The organism is Hymenobacter crusticola (genome assembly GCF_002154225.1).
In the GTDB taxonomy this organism is placed as follows: Bacteria; Bacteroidota; Bacteroidia; order Cytophagales; family Hymenobacteraceae; genus Hymenobacter; species Hymenobacter crusticola.
The window spans coordinates 21,503-44,994 of the sequence record NZ_MTSE01000019.1 but is presented as its reverse complement, the minus strand read 5'-3'; the positions used below and the strand labels follow the sequence as shown (position 1 = coordinate 44,994).

Annotated in this window: 14 protein-coding genes; 5 read left to right on the top strand and 9 right to left on the bottom strand. The window is 58.2% G+C overall.

Features of this window, described 5'->3' with window-relative positions; genetic code table 11:
* Positions 1–65 precede the first annotated feature (65 nt).
* The 9 genes from BXP70_RS22920 to BXP70_RS22880 form a co-directional block, all read right to left on the bottom strand.
* Positions 66–3,227 carry a glycoside hydrolase family 76 protein gene (locus tag BXP70_RS22920; RefSeq protein ID WP_086596458.1) on the bottom strand — a complete coding sequence of 1,054 codons (3,162 nt, stop codon included), beginning with the start codon at positions 3,225–3,227 and terminating at the stop codon, positions 66–68.
* A gap of 173 nt (positions 3,228–3,400) precedes the next feature.
* Positions 3,401–6,607, bottom strand: coding sequence for a glycoside hydrolase family 2 TIM barrel-domain containing protein (locus BXP70_RS22915; RefSeq protein ID WP_086596457.1), 3,207 nt, complete (start codon positions 6,605–6,607; stop codon positions 3,401–3,403).
* Positions 6,608–6,760: 153 nt separating this feature from the next.
* Positions 6,761–8,455, bottom strand: coding sequence for a RagB/SusD family nutrient uptake outer membrane protein (locus BXP70_RS22910; RefSeq protein WP_086596456.1), 1,695 nt, complete (start codon positions 8,453–8,455; stop codon positions 6,761–6,763).
* An 11-nt stretch (positions 8,456–8,466) separates the two neighbouring features.
* Positions 8,467–11,601 carry a SusC/RagA family TonB-linked outer membrane protein gene (locus BXP70_RS22905; protein WP_086596455.1) on the bottom strand — a complete coding sequence of 1,045 codons (3,135 nt, stop codon included), beginning with the start codon at positions 11,599–11,601 and terminating at the stop codon, positions 8,467–8,469.
* A gap of 755 nt (positions 11,602–12,356) precedes the next feature.
* Positions 12,357–16,598 carry a two-component regulator propeller domain-containing protein gene (locus BXP70_RS22900; protein ID WP_086596454.1) on the bottom strand — a complete coding sequence of 1,414 codons (4,242 nt, stop codon included), beginning with the start codon at positions 16,596–16,598 and terminating at the stop codon, positions 12,357–12,359.
* A gap of 424 nt (positions 16,599–17,022) precedes the next feature.
* The gene (locus tag BXP70_RS22895) at positions 17,023–17,385 is read right to left on the bottom strand and encodes a DoxX family protein (protein WP_086596453.1); all 363 of its coding nucleotides are present in this window, start codon (positions 17,383–17,385) and stop codon (positions 17,023–17,025) included.
* A complete protein-coding gene (locus BXP70_RS22890; RefSeq protein WP_218779844.1) occupies positions 17,382–18,449 on the bottom strand; it encodes an alpha/beta fold hydrolase in 1,068 nt (355 codons plus the stop codon). Before BXP70_RS22890 ends, BXP70_RS22895 begins: the two co-directional genes overlap by 4 nt.
* 127 nt (positions 18,450–18,576) lie before the next feature.
* Positions 18,577–19,212, bottom strand: a complete 636-nt coding sequence (locus BXP70_RS22885) for a hypothetical protein (protein ID WP_086596452.1) — start codon at positions 19,210–19,212, stop codon at positions 18,577–18,579.
* Positions 19,209–19,721 (bottom strand): RNA polymerase sigma factor, encoded by a 513-nt coding sequence (locus BXP70_RS22880; protein WP_086596451.1) that lies wholly within the window; start codon positions 19,719–19,721, stop codon positions 19,209–19,211. Before BXP70_RS22880 ends, BXP70_RS22885 begins: the two co-directional genes overlap by 4 nt.
* 249 nt (positions 19,722–19,970) lie before the next feature.
* On the opposite strand from BXP70_RS22880, the gene BXP70_RS22875 reads away from it, so the two are divergent.
* From BXP70_RS22875 to BXP70_RS22855, 5 genes are all read left to right on the top strand, one after another.
* A complete protein-coding gene (locus tag BXP70_RS22875) occupies positions 19,971–20,522 on the top strand; it encodes a carboxymuconolactone decarboxylase family protein (RefSeq protein WP_086596503.1) in 552 nt (183 codons plus the stop codon).
* Positions 20,523–20,616: 94 nt separating this feature from the next.
* Complete coding sequence (locus tag BXP70_RS22870; protein WP_143436640.1) at positions 20,617–21,171, top strand: carboxymuconolactone decarboxylase family protein; 555 nt, start codon at positions 20,617–20,619, stop codon at positions 21,169–21,171.
* Positions 21,172–21,243: 72 nt separating this feature from the next.
* Positions 21,244–22,011, top strand: a complete 768-nt coding sequence (locus tag BXP70_RS22865) for an SDR family oxidoreductase (RefSeq protein ID WP_086596449.1) — start codon at positions 21,244–21,246, stop codon at positions 22,009–22,011.
* An 80-nt stretch (positions 22,012–22,091) separates the two neighbouring features.
* Positions 22,092–22,847 carry a glucose 1-dehydrogenase gene (locus BXP70_RS22860; RefSeq protein WP_086596448.1) on the top strand — a complete coding sequence of 252 codons (756 nt, stop codon included), beginning with the start codon at positions 22,092–22,094 and terminating at the stop codon, positions 22,845–22,847.
* Positions 22,848–22,994: 147 nt separating this feature from the next.
* A complete protein-coding gene (locus tag BXP70_RS22855) occupies positions 22,995–23,450 on the top strand; it encodes a MarR family winged helix-turn-helix transcriptional regulator (protein WP_143436639.1) in 456 nt (151 codons plus the stop codon).
* The last annotated feature ends 42 nt before the right edge of the window (positions 23,451–23,492 follow it).

Sequence of the window (23,492 nt, the reverse complement as noted above, 5' to 3'; positions counted from 1 at the left end):
TATTAAGTACATGATTAATTGAAACGTGCTGCTATTAAACATTTTCAGTAACAAATCTTTTTTGATTACTCTTTTATTAACTTGAGTGTTGCTTGACTGTTTATATTGCTCAGGTTTATAAAATAAATGCCAGGTTTTAGTGCGCTTATATCAATTTTTTTGTCTCCACCTGTGGCTTTTACCTCTGGGCGCAATACGGTTTTTCCAACTAAGTCACGTATTATTATCACTTCGTTTTCGGCAATATTTGTTAGTGATATTTCATTCGTTGCGGGATTTGGGTATACATTAAATATCTGGTTTTTACGCGGGATGTTTGATAATACTTCTGTTTTATTCGCGCTTCGTTTATTTACAGTTATAACGAAGTTTTTGAAGCTCAAGCAACCTAGGTTATTCGTATAAGTAGCTTTATACACTCCTCCTTGATTGACTCGTGTATCTCTGATTTGAATCTCCCTGGTATTGGCAACGAACCCGTTAGGACCGGTCCATATCCACATATTTTTCACTGGGTGAGGACCAATCTGGAGTTTATCACCTTCGGTTACCGTAATCAACGTGTCGCTTTGCCAAGAACCATCATTGATATTAAAATAGGGTACAATGGGTTCACCGCAGTAATCGTTGCCTAGCACGTTAAGGTCAAAGGTATACGTACTGATGCAGGCATTAGCATCAATAAAATTGACCTCGTATTTTCCTTTTTTCCAGAACAGAATATTATCAAAGTTAACCTGCGATGCCTGCGAGGTAAAGCCATTAGGGCCCGTCCAGCGCCACGTACCGGCAGCGGTCGGAAACGCAATGGCGATATCATCCCCGGAATGAACTGCAATAGAGGAAGTATTTTGTGTGGCAGTACCGTTCACGGTAAGAGTCGGAATAAGGGAAATTGGGGCGCAGTTGCCGCTGTATCCGATAACAAATTTTTGTGAGCTCACACAGCCGGAAGGATTGGTGAAAGAAGCAGTGTAAATACCTGCTTTCGCCGCCGTAAAATTCTCAATGGTAAATTCTCTGGCAGTACTGGTGAAATTATTTGGACCAGCCCAGCGCCAGGTTCCGGCATCAAGTGGGTGCGGGCCAATGGTGACCCTATCGCCAAGATTTAAGGAAGCATATTCTTGTTGTTTCCACGCTAGGTTATTGACGTTTAGGTACGGAACAATTGGCGAGCTACAAGGATCTGCCCCGGTCAATGTCAGGCGGAACGCCTTGGTGCTGACGCATCCTGAAGCATTGGTATGAGTGACCGTGTAAGTGCCTGCTTCCTTATAAGCGATATTCAAAAAAGAAAGAGTTCTTGCGTCGGAAGTGAATCCGTTCGGGCCCGTCCACGTCCAGCTACCTTCTTCCGGCTGGGCCGCTAGTACTACGAAGCTGCCCGCTTGCACGGCGAGCGAATCTGCCAGTACGGGGGCTGCTTGGTTTACTTGCACCGTAGTTGTGATGGGGGTAGGGGTGCATCCGTTTAGGGTGATGGTGAAGTCTTGCACGCTCACGCAACCTTCACTGTTGGTGTATGTTGCGGTATAGGCACCCCCTTGCGCATAACGGATTTTGTTGAGCGTCACGACCCGCGAATCGGAAGAAAAATGGTCGGGCCCGGTCCAGCTCCACGTCCCGTTGCCTGGTTTGGGTTTCAACTGCACTTTGTCGCCGGAATTTGCAGTTACAGAAGCTGTTTGTTGCTCTGGCTTTGCATTCACCACCACAAAAGGCACTATTTGGTTGCAGTTCTGGGCGCTGAACTTGTCGATCCTCCAGCTCCCAGAAACTGCCCGCAGTTTGATGGATTGCACACCGGCGCTGAGTTTTACGGCGGCCTGTATCTTACCAGCAGTACTCACTTCCGTAGAAAGCGCAAGGGAGGCTAGGGTGACGTTGTTTTGTTGAACTTCCAAAGTTCCGGTCGTGGATGAGCCAGTCAGCGTGAAGGCTAGGGTGTAGAGCCCCGTGGTTGGAACTGTGACGATATACTCCAGCCAATCCCCGTTGTCGAGCGCGCCTAGGGTGGTACCCGTAGCGGCAACATCGCGGGTGAAAGTACCGCTGCTAAAGTTGTAATTCTCGGCTTCAATCGTTCCGGGCAGTGGTTGCACGGCGGGAGTGTACTGTAGCAGTGCCACGGTACTTACATACTTGGTGGGCCAGCCGGAGGAAGTGACGGGGGTAGGAACTGCCCAGCCATTCCACGCCAGATTAAGATCTGTTCTGCGATTTTTCCACGCGGCGTCCGCATTTCGTTTGAGAAAAGGATAGTAGATACTCCAAAGCTGCGGATTCCACTGGCAAAGGTGACCTAGCCCCCGAGCGTACTCGTCGGCCCAGGTGTTCAGGTAATCAGCCGAATTACTGATAATACCGTTAGTGGTCATGTTTTCAATGACATAGTTTGCGGCTAGCTGCGCGTCGCGCAGCAGCGTTGCATTACCGGTGATCTTATACAAATGTGCCGCAAGATCAATGAACGACCCTTGGTTGTACACCGCCGTTGATTTGTTCACCACATCGGCCCGATCAATTCCGGTGTATACCTGCCCGTTCAGCGGGTTGAACAGATGGCTTCTCGACCAGTTATAGAGTTGAACCGCTTTGTCTTTGTATGTCGGATTGCCGGTGCTTTCGTACAGTAGGCATGCTAGCTTCCCGTTGGGGTTATTAGCTAATGCTTCCTTGCTGACGGTGCCGTCGGCGGGCGTCATGTCCGGCTGTTGTTCCCAGATGCCGCCGCCGTTAAAGGTGGTGTTCCAGCCTCGGTCGTACGCCAAATTGAAGCAATACTCGGCCTGGGTTAAGAAATTGCGGTTGCCGGTTATTTGGTAGCTCCTAGCCAGGTTGAGGCCCATCCAGGCAAGGTCATCATTCCAGCCATCCCAGGCGTAGGGAGGAGGATTCAGCTTGAGAAAGGAGGTGCAGAGGTCATTAATTAGGGTTTTGTCGGCCGCACTGTTTCTGCGTTCGTAAGTATCCTGCATCCCGAAAATATCCAACGCCAACGTCCAGGTACCGTCGGGCTCGGTGGTGTCTAGGGCCTTTCGGTAGAAGACGTTGTTGTTTTGCCGCAGCAGAAAGGCTTGATTGAACGCCGCAATTGCCGAATCAGCCCGTGCGTTTATTATCTGCCCCTGCACCGCTGTGGAGCCGGCCATTAATAGGAAAAGGGCAACCGTTTTTAAATAGCGTGAAAGAGCACGACTGATAGCTTGTGGGTGGGTTTCCATAGGTAGGGTGGTAAAGGTTTCGTCATGTAAGCAAACTGGATTGTTGGGCTACTCAACAGCCGACCGTTGCGTCGTTTCTGGTGATGGAAGCGGCGTAGTCAAGGCAACAGGGTACCTAGGCATGGGCTGCCTCTTGCTGCCCATGCACTGTAAAAGCCTCGAAATCAATAGTTTTAGGGCAGTTGCTTTTTCTTGTCAGAAAGCTGAAGCTGGTAGCGGAAGGATGTCGGCTTGGCGGCTACTTGGTAGGGCTCCAGCGGCCGGGGCCCGCAGCCGTTGGAGCCGACGCCCAGCGTTTTGTCGCTCACGCACACGACGGTGCCTTTGCTAGGTGGCAGGTCAATCTGGTACTCCACCTTTTCCAACTCCTCATCGCTGTAGGGAAGGGCGCTGACTTGCAGCCGCGCGGTATCCTGGCGGACGGTGAAGCAGGTGCCTTTGGCAGAGGTCAGGGTGGCCCAGCGCACGTCTTCGTGGTTGCCGCATTCCATGGGTTTCTCGTAGGGCGTCAGCTGCTGGGCCACGCTGCTAGCGTAGTGTCCCACGTCGAACCCGCTCTTGCGGTCAGCGTAGTTTTCCAGGGGCCCCCGACCTAGGTAGTCGAATTGGTTGAAGTCTTTCGCCAGAAACATTCGTACGCCCACTCGTGCCAGAATTAGGCTAGGGTCGCTGAAGGTGACGCGGTTAGCCACGTCGATGAGGCCGTCGCCCGTAACCGTGTACACCACCTGATGCTGCACCACAAAGTCCTGCCGGCCCTTGCCCGTGAGGTCGGCTCTGATTTCTACCGTGGTAGGGGAAATCTGACGAGCCTGCACGTTACTCGTTGTCCACGTGAGGTTTTTCAGCCCCTTTTTCTCCCAGCCTTCATACGCCCACAGGTCGTCTATCTGGTGCGGGGCCCGCCATAGGTGCAGCATGGGGCCGCCGTTTTCCTGTAGCACGTTTTCCCCACCTTTTTCTATGCGAGAGAAGGTTCCTTTGGTCTTGTCGAAATCGAGGGCAAAACCGCTGCCGCTTACATTGATGCTCCCCTGTGCATCGGTCAGGGTCAGGGGTGCTGTGGTGGGCGCGGCAGCTACGGCCGGCCGGCCGATGGGCAGTTCGAATTGTTGTGCGGCTACCTCGTAGCCTTTCTTGGCCCAAAGTTGGTCGGCGGCTAGCGCAAACGACACGCGCATAAAGTACTCGGCACCCGGTTTGGGCTGCACGGCGTAGGGGATGGTAAGGTCCTTTTCCGCGCCCGGCCGGATGGTGCCCACCGTCAGCGGGCCAGAGGCTACTACTTTCCCGTCCTCGCTCACCTCCCAGCGAGCCGTCAGGCCGCTCAAATCCAGGAACTGGTAGCGATTTTTAATCGTGATTACGCCGTTTTTGGCGTTTTTCGGCCGGATGGTCAGCCACTGGTAAGCGTGCTTCAGTTCCGGGTAGTGCGGCTTAAGTGAGCGGTCAGAAAACACGACGCCCTTGTGAATGAAGTAGTGGTCGTTGGGGTACTCCCCAAAGCCGCCCCCGAAGGCCGTAATGGGGTGCTGCGGGTCCCGCTTGTTGTAGATGCCCTGGTCCTGCCACTCCCAAATGGCGCCGCCCAGCAGCTGGGGATATTTATCAAACAGATCGTTGTAAATATCCACCGAGCCCATGGAGTTGAACATGGCGTGGGCATATTCGCAGAGGTAAAACGGCTTGGTGAGGGTGTTGTCCTGGGCGTGCTTTTCTAGGTCAGCCGTGCCCGTGTACATGCGGCTGTCGATGTCGGCCGGGTTTTTATCGGCAATGCCGAAGCCCTCGTAGTGCGTGGGGCGGCTAGGGTCCAGGGTCTTCACCGCGGCCAAGGCTGCCCGGAAGTTGGTGCCGCCCGTGCCGTTCTCGTTGCCCAGCGACCAAATCACCACCGACGGGTGATTCTTGAAGTTCTCTACGTTGGCCACGTTGCGGTCCACAATGGCCGCTTTGATGCTAGGTACGTCGTTGAACTGGTTTTGGCGCTCGTGACACTCCACGTTGGCTTCGGCTACGAGGTAGAGGCCATACTCGTCGCAGAGCTCGTACCAGCGCGGGTCGTCGGAGTAGTGGCTGGTGCGCACGTGGTTACAGTTGGCCTGCTTGATCAGACGGATGTCCTCCAGCATCTGCGCCTCAGTCACGGCGTGGCCGTCGTCGGGCCAGTTCTCGTGGCGATTTACGCCCTTGAGTTTAATTGGCACTCCATTCACGGTGAACAGGCGGCCCTGCAGGGCTAGTTCTCGGAAACCCGTCCGCGACGAAAGGGTTTCCACCGTACTGTTGCCCTCCTGCAGGGTCAGCACGGTGGTGTAGAGCGTGGGCGTTTCGGCCGTCCACTTCTGCGGATTGCGCACCCGAAAGCGCACCAGCACCGTGGCTTCCTGGCCCGGTTGCAGGGCCGGCACCCGCTGCCGGCCCACCGCCCCAGCCACCGGCGCAGTGCCGTTGTAAAGCGTTGCGTTCAACTCCCGGCCTTTGGTAGCGGTAGAGCCGTAATTTTTCACGCGGGCCTTCACTGTTACCTCCGCATCGCGGTATTGCTTGTCTAGGTCTGTTTGGATGAAGTAGTCGCGTACGTGCTCCTGCGGAGCGCTCCAGAGCGTTACGTTGCGGAAGATGCCGCTCAGGCGCCACATATCCTGGTTTTCTAGGTAGCTGCCGCTGGTGAAGCGGTACACTTCCACGGCTAGGGTGTTCTCGCCGGGCTGCAGGTATTTGGTCAGGTCAAATTCGGCCGCGTTGCGGCTGTTCACGCTGTAGCCGACTTTTTGGCCGTTTACCCAGAGAAAGAAGCCCGCATCGACCCCATCGAACGTAATAAAGGTGCGGCGGCCAGCCCACGCCGCCGGCACGGTGAAGGTGCGGCGGTAACTGCCCACCGGATTGCGCTCCTCGTAGTTGGTGTACTTTACCGAAGGAGTGCTCATCACCCGCGGAAAGTCGTTTTGGAAAATGTACGTGTAGTTGCTGTAGTAGGGCGTGCCGTACCCGGCCACCTGGAAGTTGGAGGGCACGTCGATATTCTGCCACCCCGATACGTCGTACGAGGGCTTATAGAAGTCCACGGGCCGTTTCTGGGGCCAGTCCACCCAGTTGAACTTCCATTTACCGTTCAAGCTCTGGCTGAAGGAAGAGGCGTGGCGGCTGGCCGCCAGCGCTTCTGGCAGCGAGCCATAGGGCATCAGCGTAGCGTGGCTAGGCTCTTTATTGATGCCAATGCACGTAGGGTCCTCAATTTCCTTTGGGACGGGGGCAGTGTCCGCGGCTAGCAACCCGGCTGGCTGCCGCTGGCCGAAGCCAAGGGAGCCATGCAGCGCAGCGGCGGCTATTAGCAACAACGTGACGATATCTTTTCGGGATAGGAAGGATTGCATGCAGGAGTACTCGTAGAAAATGAAAAGTTATTCAGCGGAGAGCTAGGTGCGTAAGTTAACTACCACTCATTCACCGTTCTTCTGGTGGTCAAATACAATTAATCCTGTCGAAAAAGGGAGTATTATCCCTTTCCGGCCAAGGGAAGGAGGGCATTAGTACCCCGGGTTCTGAACCAATTGGGTGTTCTTTGCCAGGTCTCCCTGCGGAATCGGCATCCAGTTTTGGTAGTCAAAAAAACGATTTTCGAACACCTTCACCGGGCTGTACGTCAGCTTGCCCGTGGTTTTATCGGGGGTGATCTGCATGCCGAACTCCGGGGTGGAGAGGACGCCGTTAGCGCCGGCCGTAATCTTCCAGCGGCGGATGTCGAACCACCGCTTCTCCTCGAAAGCTAGCTCCACACGCCGCTCCCGCTGAATGTACTCGCGCATTGCGGCTCGGTCTAGGCCAGGCGTGAGGGCGGGTAGCTCCGCGCGGGTACGCAGCTGGTTCAGGGCACTGTACACGCTGGCGTCGGGGCCGACGGCTTCATTCTGGGCCTCGGCGTAGCTGAGGAGCACTTCTCCGAGGCGGAAGATGATAAAGTTGGAGCCGTTGGCATTCTGGGCGCGGCTGGTTTGGGCTAGAATGCGTTCATCCAGCGTCTTGCGCCCGTAGTAGCCGGTGTTGCTCACGTCGCTAGTGGAGCCTAGGTCAATCTGGTTGTTGCCCCCCATGCGCGTGGTAATCACGTCGCCCTGCCAGGTGGCACCGTCGTAGATAATCGACTGGTAGAAGCGCTTTTCGCGGTTGGCGTACGGGTCCTGGGGGTTGTAGCCGGAAGCCGGGTCGGTAATGGGTAGGCCGTTCTTCATTAGGTAAGCATCCACCAGGCTCTGGGTGGGCGCGAAGTTGCCCCAGCCCTGCTGCACGCCCTTCACATACACCGGACCGTAGGTGCCCTCGCGTGAGTGGCCGGCCGTGACGGCTAGGTACTCCTTGTTGAAAATGACCTCGGAGTTGTCGTCGTTTTCCTGCAGGAACATCGCGGCAAAGTCCGGAAACAGGGTGTAGACCTTGGAATCAATGATCTGCTTGTTGGTGGCAGCGGCGGCGGCCCACTTAGCCGCGTCGTTGCCGGGGTTAGCCAGGGGGCTAGCGGCAAACAACTGCACCCACCCCTTTACCGCCAGCGCCGCGCCCTTGGTAGCGCGACCGTCGCCCTGGCGAACCGACTTAGCAGGCAAGTCGGCGGCTGCCGCGTCGCAGTCGGCCACGATGAAGGCCACGGTTTCGTCGAGGCTAGCGCGCGGCACGAATAGGTTATTGGGGTCTTTGCCCGTATCCAGGGGCCGGTCGATGAGCGGCACGCCGCCGTAGCTAGTGAAGAGGTAGGAGTAGAATAGTGCCCGCAGGAAGCGCACTTCCGCCACCCGCTGTTTTTTCCAGGTAGCCGAGACGTTGCCTGTGTACGTCTCCACGTTCTGCAAAAACAGGTTACACTTGCGAATGCGATTGTAGTTGCTTTCCCAGTCCCACATGCCGTTGGGGCCCGTCGGTACATTAGCCGCCGAGATGGCGCCGGCGCGCACCACGGTTTGGGCCGTCTGCCAACCCGCCGCGCAAAAGCCATTGTCCGAATACTGCTCCGTGGTCTGGTTGGAGTCGTTGTAGGAGCTAGGTACGTTGTTGTAGATGTCGTTGACCACCAAGTCGGCAGTCGTTTCGGTGCTGTACGCGCTGGCTTCGTTCAGCGCATTTTTGGGATTTACGTTGAGGAAATCGTCTTTTTTGCAGCCGGGCAGCAGCAGCGCGCCCCCCAGCAGCAGGGCGGGGGTGAGGCGCCGGAATTGGGTAAGAACTTTCATGAAAAGAGCGGTTAGAAATTAGCGTTCAGGCCCAGGGAGAATACTTGCTGCTGATAGTAGTTGCGGTTGTCACCGGCGTTGTCTGGGTCGATGATTTCCCGGATGTAGGGCGTCCACGTCAGCAGGTTCTGCCCCGACACGTAGAGACGGACCGATTTAAGGGAGTTGTGCAGGATGGCGCTGTCGAAGGTGTAGCCAAATTCCGCGCTCTTCAGGCGTACAAAGGCGCCGTTGCGTATCCACCAAGACGAGCCTTGGGTATTGTTGGCCGTGGGGGTGCCGGTTAGGCGGGGGTAGAGGGTGTTGGTGCGGTCAGGCCGCCAGTATTCCTCGAAGGCGAGTGTGGTTGCCGACCCGGCCTGTTCGAAGGGCCACACAAAGATGTTGTTCAGGTAGATATTGCTGCGGGCGGTGCCCTGAATCAGGAAGTCTAGGTCGAAGTTCTTGAAGGAGAGGCGCGGAGCCAACCCATAGATGATTTGAGGCGTTTGAGACCGGCCAATAACGGTCTGGTCGTTCACGTCAATCTTGCCGTCCCCGTTCAGATCCGCGTACCGGATGTCGCCGGCGCGAACTGGTCCAAAGGAGGGCACCGGCACCCCCGGTTTGAGGCTGTTGCCATCGGGCGTGAAATCATCGGGCGTGAAATAGCCTAGGGCTTCTAGGCCAAACTGCGTACCGATGGGGCGGCCCGTAATCCGGCGGTTGGGATTGTTGTACGTCGCACTATTCTCGAACACATTCACTAGCGTGTTGTGGGCGTAAGTGAAGGTGCCAGTCACGTCTAGGTTCCAGTCTTTGGCGAAGTGGCGTGAGGTGCGCAGGGTGAGGTCGATGCCACGGTTCTTGATGACGCCGGCATTCACCAGGCCCACCCCAATGCCATATTCGCCGGGCAATACACTGGTGCGGGAAGTCAGCACGTTGGCGCGTTTCTCGTAGAATAAATCTGCTTCCAAGCTCAGGGCGTTGTGCCACAGGTTGGCCTCAATGCCAATGTCCGTCTTGTTGGCTCGCTCCCACGTGATGCTCGGGTTGCCTTGGCGCACCTCGTAGAGACCCTGCACGGTGCTGCCATCCAGCACGCCGGCCGGGCTATAGGGCGAGTACGGGCTCAGGTACTCAAACGCGGCAATGTTGCCGTTGATGTAAGGATAGGCCCCGGATTGGCCCCACGACGCGCGCAGCTTCAGGTTGTCGAGCCAACCAAAGCGGTCTTTCAGGAACGCCTCCTCGCTCAGGCGCCAGCCCGCCGAAAAAGCCGGGAAGAAGCCAAAGCGCTGGCCAGGTGCGAAGATGTAGCTGCCGTCGTAGCGGCCCGATGCTTCCAGCAGGTACTTGTCGGCGTAGGCATACGTGACGCGGTAGATGTAACCTAGCTGCTTGGTTTGAAACGAGGTGCCGCCGTTGGTAGCATCGGCTGCGGCCGGTCCGCCAAAGTCCAGCTCGTCAATGGAGGTATTGTAATTGATGCGGTTGGCCTGAAACTGCTGGTGGTTGAGGGTACGCCACTCCACCACGGCTAGGCCCGTTACCTCGCTCTTGCCGAAGCTCTTGGCGTAGTTTAAATACCCCTGAAATGTGAGGGCACGGTCCTGGGCGTAGTACTCAAAAAAGCTAGGTTTGGCGCTGCCCTGCGTCCCCTGTTTGTAGGTGTAGGGGTTGGTGCTGGTGTCGACGTTGTAAAACGTGATGGGCGTGGTGTAGCGGCGCTGCAAGGAGCTGCTCGGGTCGTAGTTGGCAGTGCCCTTGAGGCTGAGCCCTTTCAGAGGCAGCTGTTGCTCCACCAGAAACTGTATCTGCGTGGTTGGGTTTTGGTTAACCTGGTTGCCACTGCCGTAGATTTCCCCAATTAGCGACTCGCCAATGTAGCCCGTGGGCAGCCCGTTGCTGTAGCGCACGGGGGTAGTGGGCGCCTGCCGGTGGGCCTGGCGCAGAATGGAGCCCGCCCCGAACGAGGGAAAGTGTTGGTCCTCCAGCCAGCTATTCACCGACAAGCTCACGCGAGTCGTTTTGGTAGCCTCCGCCGTCACGCTCAACGAGCCGTTGTATTTGTTTAGAAAGGTAGGGTCCCACATGCCATTCTGGCGCGTGTAGCCCAAGGAGGCAAAGTAGCTAACCTTGTCGCCGCCACCGGTCAGCGAGATATTGTGGTAGGTCAGCAGGCGGTTTTTCTTGATGATGTCGCGTAGGGGCTGGCCGTCGGGGTGGCCATCGGGGTCTGAGTGGTCCTGAAACTTGCGCAGGTCGTCGTCCGAGTAGGGCAGCGGCCGGGTAGGGTCGTTCGGAAAATCGTTGGCGACCGTGGCGTTGCGCATCAACGCATACTGGTAGGAATTGACAAACGTGGGCAGCCTCGTCGGGTTCTGGATGCCCACGTAGGCATTGTAGGACAGTTGGGGCGGGCCCTTGCGGCCCCGCTTGGTCGTGACCAGCACCACACCGTTGGCCCCGGCTACCCCGTAGGGCGCCACGGCAGCCGCGTCCTTGAGCACCGTGATGGTTTCAATAGTATTTGGGTCGAGACGGCTGAAATCGCGCGGCACGTTGTCCACGATGTACAGGGGCTGCGTGCCGCCGGTGGTGCCAATGCCCCGAATCTGAATGTTGGCGCCGTCGAAGCCCGGCTCGCCGCCGCCTTGCGTGGAGATAACGCCCGCCACGCGCCCAGCCAGGGAGTTGGTTACGTTCACTACGGGCTTCTGCGCAATGTCGGCCGCGGGCAGCGTCGACACGGCCGCTGTGGTCGAGGTCTTCTTCTGCGTGCCGAAGCCCACCACTACGACTTCATTCAGGGAGTGAGCTTGCTCGTTCAGCCGCACATTAACCTTGGCCCCACTTTGTACCGCCACTTCTTGGTTCACGAAGCCCACAAAGGAAAACACCAGGGTTGTGTTACCAGCGGGTAGGGTCAGGGAGTAATTCCCCATCGCATCGGTAACCGTAGCCGTCAGTTGATCTTTCACCCGGACAGTCACCCCGGGCAGCGGCTCCCCTTTCTGATCAGTCACCTGACCGGTCACGGGTGCCGCCTGATACACGAGGACTCGCGGTGCGGCAGAAGCGTCCAGCGCTATTCCCGGAAGCAAGGCGAACGGCAACGCCAGGGAAAGAAGCTGAACCTTCTGAAGTAGTATTTTTTTCATACAAGGGAAGAAGGATTTGGGAGGGATAAGAGGAAGCTCGGAGGTATTCGCCAGCTAGCAGAAGCCGGCACCCAGCAGACGCTCAGCAGCGCTTGACGACAGTCAGCCTACTCCGTTCGCTAACCAAGCGCGCCGCACCCTAGGTGAGGGCTCGGGAATGTGGGGAGTGCTGCGTAATCTGGGAATGGTGCAAGATTACGGGGTTGAATTTGCTTTAAACCGGGGGTTTTCGGGAAAAAAACCGGGTTATTTCTGCTTCTTCAGCCTTTTACCAGCAGTTTTTTGGTGGCGCTAGCCGCTCGCGTTGCAACGGAGCAGGTGCCGGTGCAACCTGCCCGCCGGAGCCGCTACGGCGTAGCAGCAACCGCCCCTAATGTAGGTGAGCACTTTAGGCAGCTGCCAAGGTGGATTGTTGAATTTTACCCGGTTTATTTGCCGGAATGCCCCGCTCCGGTTTCGTCTACCTAGGGTAGTATTGCCCTTGTTTACGCCGGGACTTCAGGGAGCTTCCTCGCTCATCGCACCCGGGTACCCCTACCTGAATAAGTACCCACAGAACATCTATGAAGGACTACGAGTCACGACGGAACGGCTATGCGCAGGCGCTGCGCGAACACAACCTGCCGCTGGATGAATGCTTGGTGTGTTGGGGCCGCCTTGAACGGAAGCAGCCTATGCCGCACGCCTTGCAGGCAATATGATCAGGAGCAACGCTTGATAACTACTCGCAGCTTGAAATGAAACGCCGGGGAAGGTCATCCATGCGAGGAGTCCGAGACTTCCCGGCTAGGTCGGTGCTGCCGAATGTACTCGGAAGGAAGCACGCCGTACACTTTTTGGAAGGTTTTGCGGAAGTACTTCTCGTCTGCGATGCCCACCTGGAAGGCTACCTCCGACACCCGCATGTGGGTTTGGGTGAGTAGCTGCGCGGCGCGTTTCATGCGCACATCCCGGATGAACTCCACGGCCGTCTGCCCCGTCGCCGTTTTGATACGCCGGTAGAGCAACGATTGGCTCATCCCGGCTTCCCGAGCTAGCACCTGCACGCTGAACTCGGGGTTGTCTAGGTTGCGCTCGACGGCGGCCATGGCAGTTTCCAAGAACTGCTTGTCTGCGTCGGCCAGCACAATTTCGGTGGGCTCGAGCAGGATTTGGCGATGGTAGTATTCACGCAGCTTCTCCCGGTTGCGCAGCAGCCCGATTACTTTGGCTTGCAGCAACTGGGGGTTAAACGGCTTGCTTACGTACTCGTCGGCGCCCATACCTAGGCCTTCCAACTCGTGGAGGGCGGCGGTCCGGGCTGTGAGCAGGACCACGGGAATGTGCCCGGTCTTGGGATGTTGCTTGATTTTCTGACACAGTGCCAGGCCGTCGCTGTGCGGCATCATCACGTCCGAAATAACGAGGCTAGGCAGGTGGCAAAGCGCTTTCTCCCAACCCACTAGCCCATCCTCGGCAAGTAGTACGGTGTATTCTCCCTCGAAAAGTTGACGCAGGTACTCGCGTACTTCCTCGTTGTCCTCCACCAGCAGCACGGCCGGCCGGGAGCCCGGGGTACGCCCAGGTTCTGCTAGGTCAACTGCGTCAAGCGGCAGCAGGGCGTGCGCCTCATCTAGCAGCTCCGCTGTGGGGTCAGCAGGTGGTATATCTTCGGAAGCTAGGTGTTGCCGGCCGAAGGGCAGGCGCAGCTCGAAGGTGGTGCCTTGGCCTTCGGTGCTGACCACGCGCAGGTGCCCCCCGTGGCGTTCGGCAAACTGCTTGGCTAGCGACAACCCAATGCCAGTACCCATCAACTGTCGGTCACCCGCCTGTGTCGCCTGGTGGTACGGGTTAAAAATGCGGTTCAGCTCCTGCGCTTGAATGCCTGTACCGGTATCGGAAACGGTGATTTTCAAATAGTTGCCGAGGAGCTGCTGCTGGCTGTAAACGGCCTCGCCGCCGGGGTTACCAACCAGGGTAGCGGCTAGCTCTATGCGGCCCGGCGCAGGCGTGTACTTGAAAGCATTGGCGAGCAGGTTGGTGAGAATAGTCTCTAGCTTGTTGTAGTCAAAATAGAGCGGAACGGGCTCGGCTGGCACCTCCAGTACGTAGTCAATCCCTTGGCTCGTCGCCTGCAGCCGGAATACCTCGTAGAAGTTAGTTAACACAGGTACGACGTCGCTATAGCGGGCGCGTAGCGGTACGTGGCCGGTTTCTACCTTGCGAAAGTCCAGCAGCTGATTTACCAAGGCCAGCAGCTTGTGCGTCTGCTGCTGCATGAGCCGGAGTTTGCCGCGTTGCCCGACGGCCGCCCCGGGGTCGGCCATGATATCCTCGAGCGGACCTAGGATAAGGGTGAGGGGGGTGCGCAACTCGTGGGAGATGTTGGTGAAAAAGCCCAGCTTCAAATCCGTGAGCTCCTTTTCCTTTTCCGTCTGAAACTGTTCCAGCACCAACTGGCTTTGCAGCCGCTGCTGCGCCATTTCCACGCGCCGGTACCACACCACAATTCCCAACGCCACTAGTGCATAGGCCCCATAAGCCCACCACGTATAGTACCAGGGCGCCAGCACCGTGAAGTGCAGCGTGGCCCGCGGCCGCGACCAAGCTCCCTCGCCGTTGCTGGCCTTTACCCAGAACGTGTACTGGCCCGGAGGTAAGGTAGTGAAGCTAGCTGTGCGCTGCCCGGCCACCGGGAACACCCAGTGCTGATTGTACCCCTCTAAGCGGTAGGCATAACGGCTTTTCTGCGGATTAGCGAAGTTCAACGCCACAAATTCCAGGGAAAGGTCATTCTCCGACGCCTTGATCGTCAGCTGCTGCGGCACGGTTAGGGCGTGCTTCAGCAGGACCCGCCCGTGCAGCCGAGCGCCTACTCCCACAGGCTCGTTGTTGATCTGCAGGCCGGTTAGTTGTACGGTGGGCGGCGAGGGGTTGGGGTGAACGGTGCGCGGCTGGAAGTAGCTAATGCCGTTGATGCCCCCAAAATACAGTGTGCCATCCTGCGCCCGGTAGGCGGCGCCCACCTTGAAGGCGTTGCTTTGCAGGCCATCCGACACGTCGTAGCGCAGGTAGTGGCAGGTTCGGGGCTGGAAGCAGTAGAGTCCGTTGCCACCCATCCATAGATTGCCATCGTCGTCGGCCAGCAAGCTTTCCACGTCACTCTCCGGGAGCCACGACTGGTACGAACGGATGAATTCTCGCCCGTGTGCGTCGGTTACCAGCTGCTGCAGGCCCCCGCCAATGGTGCCAATCCAGAGGGCACCCTGCCGATCGAGCAGTAGGGGCCACACGTAATTTACGGGCAGCCGTTGACCCGCGGGCGAGTGATAGGCAAACTGCCGTCGTAGCTCCACAGAGTCGGGCGTGACCCGCAGCTTGAGCAGGCCCGCGTCGGTGGTGCTGGCCCAAAGCACGTCTTGCGTACGGTCGTAAAGCAGGAACGTGAAGCGCATGGAAGGCAGCGCGTGGCTCGGTGCCTGGTAGGTGTTCAGCAACTGCCCCTGCTGATTCAGGTGGAAGAGGCCATGACCACGGGTACCTACCCACAGCGTGCCGTACCGGTCCTCGGCGAGGCTTTCAATGTCGGCTTGACGCAGGTCTACGGCGCCTTTGCCTAGGCCGGCGTACGTGGTGAGCTGGTCGTGGCCGTGGGGGCGGGTAAGTGCTACCAACCCGTGGCCGCGGGTGCCAAACCACAACGTGCCGTTGGAGCTTTGGAAGATCGTTGAAACGGTGATTTCACCGGCTCCGGGTGGCTGTTGGGTAAGGTAGGAGCGCGCTTGATTGGTAGCCAGGTCGTAGCACAGCACGCCGTTGCGCGTGCCGTACCATAGTAGGTTGCGTGCCTCTTCCTTGAAAATGGCGTTGATGTGGTTGGTAGACTGCCAGGGCTTTCCTAAGAGCAGCTGGCGAATGCCGGCGAAGGGCTTTTGCCGCAAATTCACCCAATTAAGTCCCCCGTCCGACGCACACAGCCACACGATCTGGTTGCGGTCTTCCACAATCTGATAAACTTGCTCGGAGGTGAGGCTGTTGGGCTCCCCGTCACGGGGCATGAAGCGGTGTGGCGGATCTGGTTGCAGCGGCGGGCGGTTGGCGATGGCTGGGCCAGGCTCCCACACGTATAAACCATTCGTCGTGCCGGCCCACAAGCGGTTAAACGAATCCAGGTGAAGGGAGTGCAGCAGCGGTAGCCGCTCGGGAAGCGGAGTCGCTTTAAGCTCTTCAGAACGGCGGCCCGCGGCCCCGGGCACCCATAGTACCGTGTGTTCCGTGCCGACCCATAGGTCGCCGCGGCGGTCGAGATGCAGGGCTCGCACACTAGTAGCGTTAATGGCCGTAGCGCGAGGCGTTAAATGCGGAGCTTTTGTATTTACTACTTGCAGGCCTGCATTAGAGGAGCCAATCCATACTGTGCCCTGTCGATCCACGGCCAACGCCCGGACATTGAACAAGTTTTGTGAGCCTGTAGGAAAGATAGCCTCGACACGTTGTATTTGCGGATAGCCTGGCTTCATTGTCAGCACGAATAGGCCTAGGTTGGTTCCTACCCACATCCGGCCCGCCGCGTCGCAGGCTAGCGCCGCTACATCAGCCTGGGCTAGCTTTTGCATTAGGGAACGACTAGCATGCGGGAAGGGCTGCTCGGCTAGGCGGACAAACCGGTCGTGGTCGGCATCATAAAAGCTCAGACCGGCCAGTTCAGTCCCTACCCACAGTCGCCCTGTCGGGTCAGTAAACAACGTTCGGATACGATTGGCCGACAACCCGTTCAGGGCGTTAACAGGCAGCACGTACGTTTTGAGACTGTATCCGTCGTAGCGGTCGAGGCCCCGGTTAGTGCCTATCCAGATGAAGCCCGCGTGGTCTTGCACCACCGCCATCGCATCACTGTGCGATAAGCCATCTTCGATGGTGAGGTGCTCAAAGCGTAGCTTGCTCGCCGGGGAAAGTTGCGCGTGGCCAGGATATACTACGGCTAGCAAGCACACCCATAGCATCCACCAGTAGACCATCCCTCGGCCTTGCTTAAGCAGAGCATATCGCTGTACTTTCAACGCAAATCGAAAAAGTGAGTTGGAGCGGATAAGAGCAAAAGTGAAGGCGCAAAGAGTATTCGACTTTGCGTGCTAGCAACACGAATATAAGAGATTACCTGAAAGCAATCGATTAGTTGGCAGTCCTATACAATATGAATTGCAGCTTATAAAGCAGTTTGTCATTGAAGGACACCAAAATGCCAAAGCAGGAAGATTGTCTGCGCCATTTCCTGCCTGGAAGTAAGTTTATAGGTTTTCTCGTTTGGCTGTACAACTCACCTCTCATTTATACCAGAGTAACCTTGCCTTTGCGTGAAATTAAGGCACTGGGGTGGTTCAAGAAATCTACCGTTTTCGCTGGGTAGATTGTGTCAATGTATTTCAGGATAAGACACTACTGTTATCTTAGGAAGTGGCCGCGGCAGTAAGTCACCACAAGCGCGCTAGCGAGTAGGAAGAGTAGAAATGGTAGTCGGTTGAATTCACGCTGCCAGGCATGCACCACAGTGGCGGCCGCCAGCACCACGCCCATGCCTACCGCAGCCAGCGGGGTCAGCCACGGCAAAATGCCCGTCAGCATAGGTATCAGCACGCCTACGGCCCCGAATAGTTCTAGGGCGCCCAGCCCCCGCAGGAAGGAAATGGGAAATAGGGCCGGGGCTAGGGTTCGCACTTTAGCGGCTGGCTGGGTCACCTTAAACGTGCCCGCCAGCAGAAACACCGCCGCTAGTAGGCCTTGTAAACTCCACAAGAAACCATTCATCGTGGTCGTGGTTGAGCGTGCATCGTTTGCCGGGGGTGGGCGCGTGTGGCGACGGCCGTAATGGCGTCTACGAGAACTGGAACCAACTGAAGCGGCACCTCGTGCCCCATGCCCGGAAGGAGGCGCCACTCCGCGCCGGGGATGGTGGCAGCTACGTCTTGGCCTGCCGCGACGGGCACCAGAGGATCGGCGTCACCGTGTACGACTAGCGTGGGCACCTGTAGCATGCGCAGCTGCGCGCGGCGGTCATGCAGGCTCTCGACCAGTGCGGCGGCGGCTTGGCGCTGGTAGCCTGCCGGGTAGTAGCTCCGGTGGAGTTCGCGCGCCACCTCCGCCCGGATGGCCGCTTCCGCAGTAGGGTAAGCGGGACTGCCGAGCAGCTGGCGCGTGCGCACGCCATAGACGAGGGCCGCGGCCGTGTCTTGGTCGGTGGGTGGCGGCGGTGCCTGGGCCATCACTTCTGGCTTCGCAATAGGAGGTAGGCTGGGTTTGCCATCGGTCGCCATTAAGGAAGTGAGCGAGAGCACCCGGGCCGGATAGGTGGTGGCTACCAACTGGGCAATCATGCCACCCATGGAGGCGCCAACCACATGCGCCCGGCGAATACCGAGCGCATCGAGCAGCCCCACCGCATCACGGGCCATGTCGGAGAGCGTGTAGGCGAGCGGCGCCGATTGGCCAGCGGCCAGCCTCGTCATAATGCCGGACCAATCCGGTAAGCCAGCGGCCTCCAGGCGAGTAGAAAGGCCACAGTCGCGCTGGTCGTAGCGAATAACGCGAAATCCTTTCGCCACGAGCGCCTGGCAGAAGGAATCAGGCCATTGCGTGAGCTGACTACCGGTGCCGCCAATGAGGAGAATCGTTTCCCGCCGCGGGTTGCCTAGGCTCTCATAGGCGAGCGTCATCCCATTCGCTTGCACCGTGCCAGATTGCGCCTGCGCTGGTGCCGCCAAGAAACTCTGCGCAAGCAGCGCCGCCACCGCTACGAAGCTAGCCCTACGTCTCAGGAACAAGGGGAAGTCGGCGGCGCACCGGGGCCACACGGAAGTTGGAAGAGGGAGCATATAGTAAGGAAGTAAGAAGGTGGTTCAGCAATAGGATCCAGTCAATTCCTTGCGTCCTAGGCATAGGGCGCCTATCCACGCGGCGAACACGGCCGTGGGTTTTGCGCAAATCCTGGTGAGGCGGTAATTAGCCGTGGGTTTTGCTGAGGTCTAGGTCTTGGCGCAGCGCGTACAGGCGTTGCAAAGGGCCAGCAAACTGATGGTTGTTTTCCCAGCGCAGGGCAAGGGCAAAAATTCCCACGATAAGCCCGCCCAACAGCAAGCTAGGTGTAGGCGACGCAGAGAAGGCCGGCACCCAACTCAGGCGGATAAACAAGCCGACCATCACCAGGGCCGTAACCGGCGTGGCGATTAGGTCGAAGCGTTTTTTGAAGCTAAAAAACTGCCGCAGCGCTTCATACTGTTCCACAATGTGAGCGTGCACCGCCGCACCCGAAGCGCTATCGGCTAGGTGGCGGCGGGTGTACCCGCGCAGCTGGCGCACGAATACCACGGTGAAGGGCAGGTACAGCAGCACGCCTAATCCGCAATAAGCCAGCGTGCTAGGATCAGTGCGAAAGCGCAGGGCCATGTAGCTCAAGGCGGCGTAGACAATCGTCTGCCAGCAGACCGATCCCACCACATAGTTGCCCACCCGGCGCTGCTCACGCCGGTACCGGGCCGCTACCAAGGTCCGCAACTCGTTGGCTTGTACGGCGCGGCTACTGGCGGGCGGTGTGCCTTGTTGCCAAGCAGCTTGGAGCATTTTCCAGTCGGTGCTCATGCGGGAAGGTCGGCTAGGGCCCGTTTGAGGGCGTGTTCGAGTTTCTTTTTGATGCGCACCAGCCGCACGCTTACGTGATTTACCGTCAGGCCCGTAACCTCGGCAATCTGCGCGTACGTCTGCTCTTCCAGGTACAGCAGCACGACGGCCTTGTCCACGGCCGAGAGCTGCTCAATGGCTGCGTACAGCACCTGCACCTGCTCCGTTTCGGGGGCGGAGAGCGGCGCCGCGAGTTCTAGGACCCAGTCGTTGAGCGGCTCGGCGGCGGGCCGGCGACGCCGCTGGCGCTCGTAGGTTAGGGCCGTATTCAGGGCGACGCGGTAGAGCCAAGTGGAAAACCTAGCTGTACCTTGAAAGCTAGGGTAGGCTTTCCAGAGTTGGTAAAGAATTTCCTGCTGCAAATCCTGCCGGTCGTCGGCATCGCGGCAGTAAAGGCGACACACACGGTATACTAGCCCCAAGTGCGGGTTGAGCGTGGATAGGAAGATGGTTTCTCGTTCCTCGCACATAGGGTTGGGTAGTGGCTCAGAAATGTAGCTACTGTATTAGTAGCCGATTCCCCCGAAAAACTACACGTGCGCCTACTTATTTTTTGCAATAGCTCAAACGCGCTTAAAAAGCTAAGAAGACATTCTGTAGTCTGAAGTCGAATAAAAAATTTGACCATTTTAAAAAACAATGTTTATAACATTGAAGTTTACAACATTGAGTTGCATATCTTTGCAGCGTCAACCACCACAACTCACTTTCCTACCCCCATGAAAACGTTTCAAGTCCCCACCCGCGAGCAAGTCTCGCCCGCCGTACAAGGTATTTTCGACCATATGCAATCGGCCATGGGCATGGTGCCCAACCTGTATGCCACTGTTGGCTACTCCGAAAATGCGCTGACTTCCTACCTGGCGTTTCAGCAGGCGCAGGCTAAAGGTTCCTTTTCGACCAAAGAGCGGGAAGCCGTGTTTCTAGCCGTGTCGCAGGTGAACGGCTGCGACTACTGCCTGGCCGCCCACACGGTACTGGCCAAAATGAACGGCTTCACAGAAGCCGATACGCTGGACCTGCGGGCCGGTACCTCCGCTGATGCCAAGCTGCGCGTCCTCACGCAGTTGGCCGCTAGCATTACAGCTACCCACGGCCGCCCCGAAGCGCAGCTACTGGAAAACTTCTTTGCCCAGGGCTACACTGAGAAAGCGCTCGTTGACCTCGTGGCGCTAGTCGCCGACAAGACCTTGACTAATTACTTGCACAACATCACCCACATCCCGGTTGACTTTCCGGCCGCGCCCGCTTTGAGCACCGTGGCTGCTTGATCCGCACGTTGCCGATGTGGAACAGCCGGGCACCTCGCCCGGCTATTCCATTAGGGCTGAAATTAATGTTATAAACATCAAAATCTTTTTTCTCATGGCTACCCTTGGAATTCTAACTCGCGAGCAGGCCCCTGCTGCCGCTCAGCCCACGTATGACGGTTTGCAGAAAATGGTTGGCTTCATGCCAAACCTCTATGCCACCTTTGCCCACTCGGCCCGGGCACTCAACGGCTCCATTGCCTGGGCCGAAACCCTGCGCAAGGGCGAGCTAAACGGCCAGGAGGCCGAAGCCATTTTTCTGGCGGCTTCCGAAGCCAATAACTGCTTCTACTGCGTGTCGGCCCACACGCAAATGGGCCTAGGCTTCGGCCTGACCGAGGAGCAGACCCTGGCGCTACGCCAGCAAACCAGCACCGACCCCAAGCTCAACGCCGTGGCTACGCTGGCCCGCGATGTAGTGGAAAGTCGGGGCTTCCCGTCCCGAGCCAACATCGAGGCGTTTTTCGCCCAAGGCTACAGCAAAGCCGCGCTGGTGGAACTCATCGGCTTTGTGGCCTTGAACACCTTCAACAATTATGTCGAGCACCTCGATGGTACACCCATTGACTGGCCCCTCGCCCAGCGCCTACCTACGACCGCTGAAGGCTGATTTCAACTGAATGGGCCGGGGAGCGGCAACCGCTCATCAGCTCATCCAGCCACTTCATATTTGTTTGTTACTATGAATAGTCGTTGGAATCTTACCGGCCGCCGGGCCCTGGTGACGGGCGGCACCAAGGGTATTGGGAAGGCCGTAGCCCAGGAATTACTGGACCTCGGAGCCACCGTGCTGATTGTGGCCCGCGATGCGGCCGAAGTAGCCGCGGTCGTGGCCGATTGGACGCGCCAGGGGCTGCCCGCCGCCGGGCTGGCGGCCGACGTGAGCACGGCCGCCGGCCGCACGGCCATTTTCGACTACCTCGGCACGCACTGGCCGGGGCTGGACATCCTCGTCAATAATGTGGGTACCAACGTACGCAAGGCGTTCAACGAGTACACCGCGGCGGAATATGAGCGCCTGTTTCAGGTCAATCTGTTCAGCACGATGGAGATGTGCCGGGCGGCCTACCCCTGGCTGAAAGCTTCGGCCGCGGCTGCCATTGTGAACGTGGGCTCGGTGGCCGGGCGCTTTGATGTGGGCACCGGCGCCCCCTATGGCATGAGCAAGGCCGCCGAGGAGCACCTAGCCCGCAACCTGGCCGTGGAGTGGGCGGCCGACGGCATTCGGGTGAACACGGTCGCGCCGTGGTTTATCCGCACCCCGCTCACCGAGCCGCTGCTGGCCCGGCCCGACTTTATGGCCAGCGTCATTGCCCGCACGCCCTTAGGCCGGGTGGGCGAGCCGGAAGAGATTGCCGCTACGGTGGCCTTTCTATGTCTGCCGGGCGCGGCTTACCTCACCGGCCAGTGCCTCGTCGTGGACGGGGGGCTGAGCGCGAAAGGCCTGTAGCCTTTCTCTTTCACTCACTTTATTATCAATTGCTTGCGGCCAAATCTATTTGGTTGCAAGGCCTCTTATTGTCTTTCCCTATGAAACCCTTTCAAGATAAAGTCGCCTTAGTGACGGGCGGCAGCTCCGGCATCGGCCGGGCCACAGCCATTGCCTTCGCCGAGCAAGGCGCCCGCGTCGTTATCGCCAGCCGCCGCGCTGCAGAGAGCGAGGAAACCCTGCGCCTGGTGCGCGCCGCCGGCAGCGACGGCTTGTTCGTACCCACCGATGTAACCCGCGAAGCGGACCTAGCAAACCTGATTGCGCGCCTCGACGCGGTCTACGGGCGGCTCGACTTCGCCTTCAACAACGCCGGCACCCTCGGCGACCTAGTGCCCATCACCGAGCAGACGCCCGAGAACTTCCTGCACGTAATGACCACCAATGTGCAGAGTGTGCTGCTGGGCATGAAGCACCAAATCAACTACATGCGGGCCCACGGCGGCGGGTCCATTGTCAACAACTCCTCGGTGTACGGCCTGCGCGCCTTCCCCACCGGCTCGGTGTACGCGGCCAGCAAGCACGCCATTATCGGGCTCACGAAAGCAGCCGCCTTGGAAGTCGCCACGGCCGGGATTCGGGTGAATGCCGTGCTGCCGGCCGTGACCTACACCGAGATGTCGGAGCGGGTGCGGGTCGAGGCGGGGCTGTCGCCGGAAGAATCGGGCGCTGGCCACCCCATCAGCCGGGTAGGCCAGCCGAGCGAAATTGCCAGCGCGGTTATCTACTTGTGTTCAGAAGGCGCCGGCTTCATTACCGGGCATTCGCTAGTGCTCGATGGCGGCATGATGGCCTAACGGCTAGCCAGCACGCGTTTTTAGTCAGGCGGAATCCGTTTTTCGGACGAATTCCGCTCGCTTATTTACGCCCTAGGTGGCTTCTTTGCGTACCCCACAGTGGGCGGCAATTGGTATGCCCCCTTGCACGTGCTGACTTCTTTCCCTATGCCCCCTACCTATCCCAACGACTGGCATCACTTGCGCACTAATCTGCTTCGCGTTTCGGGCTGGCTACGGGCCGAAGTCACGCGCATTCTCGAGCCCTTTGGCATCACGCAGCCGCAGTTCAATATCCTGCGCATTCTGCGCGGGCAGAAGGGCCACCCCATCAGCACGCAGGAAATCCGGGAGCGGATGGTGGACAGTAAAATGAGCGATGCCTCGCGCTTGGTAGACCGCCTAGCCCTGAAGCACTTGGTAACGAAATCGCCCTCCCAGACCGACAAACGCCTGGTCGATGTGGTGATATCAGCCCAAGGCCTGGAACTCCTGCGCCAGCTCGACGAGAAAATGCAGGAGTTGGACGCCATTCTGCAGGTGATACCCTTGGAGCAGGCCCAGCAGCTCAATCAGCTCCTGGACCAGATGGCGACGGCCATTCCGGGCGCGCCACTTTCGTAGGCAGCGACGTGCCGTTGCCTTCCCCTAGCGGGCTCTTTTCGA

Coding starts and splice junctions, on each gene's coding strand:
- BXP70_RS22920 (WP_086596458.1), bottom strand. CDS start 3,227: ATGGAAACCCACCCACAAGCTATCAGTCGTGCTCTTTCACGCTATTTA.
- BXP70_RS22860 (WP_086596448.1), top strand. CDS start 22,092: ATGAAACCCTTTCAAGATAAAGTCGCCTTAGTGACGGGCGGCAGCTCC.
- BXP70_RS22895 (WP_086596453.1), bottom strand. CDS start 17,385: ATGAATGGTTTCTTGTGGAGTTTACAAGGCCTACTAGCGGCGGTGTTT.
- BXP70_RS22915 (WP_086596457.1), bottom strand. CDS start 6,607: ATGCAATCCTTCCTATCCCGAAAAGATATCGTCACGTTGTTGCTAATA.
- BXP70_RS22885 (WP_086596452.1), bottom strand. CDS start 19,212: ATGAGCACCGACTGGAAAATGCTCCAAGCTGCTTGGCAACAAGGCACA.
- BXP70_RS22910 (WP_086596456.1), bottom strand. CDS start 8,455: ATGAAAGTTCTTACCCAATTCCGGCGCCTCACCCCCGCCCTGCTGCTG.
- BXP70_RS22865 (WP_086596449.1), top strand. CDS start 21,244: ATGAATAGTCGTTGGAATCTTACCGGCCGCCGGGCCCTGGTGACGGGC.
- BXP70_RS22900 (WP_086596454.1), bottom strand. CDS start 16,598: ATGGTCTACTGGTGGATGCTATGGGTGTGCTTGCTAGCCGTAGTATAT.
- BXP70_RS22875 (WP_086596503.1), top strand. CDS start 19,971: ATGAAAACGTTTCAAGTCCCCACCCGCGAGCAAGTCTCGCCCGCCGTA.
- BXP70_RS22905 (WP_086596455.1), bottom strand. CDS start 11,601: ATGAAAAAAATACTACTTCAGAAGGTTCAGCTTCTTTCCCTGGCGTTG.
- BXP70_RS22880 (WP_086596451.1), bottom strand. CDS start 19,721: ATGTGCGAGGAACGAGAAACCATCTTCCTATCCACGCTCAACCCGCAC.
- BXP70_RS22870 (WP_143436640.1), top strand. CDS start 20,617: ATGGCTACCCTTGGAATTCTAACTCGCGAGCAGGCCCCTGCTGCCGCT.
- BXP70_RS22855 (WP_143436639.1), top strand. CDS start 22,995: ATGCCCCCTACCTATCCCAACGACTGGCATCACTTGCGCACTAATCTG.
- BXP70_RS22890 (WP_218779844.1), bottom strand. CDS start 18,449: ATGCTCCCTCTTCCAACTTCCGTGTGGCCCCGGTGCGCCGCCGACTTC.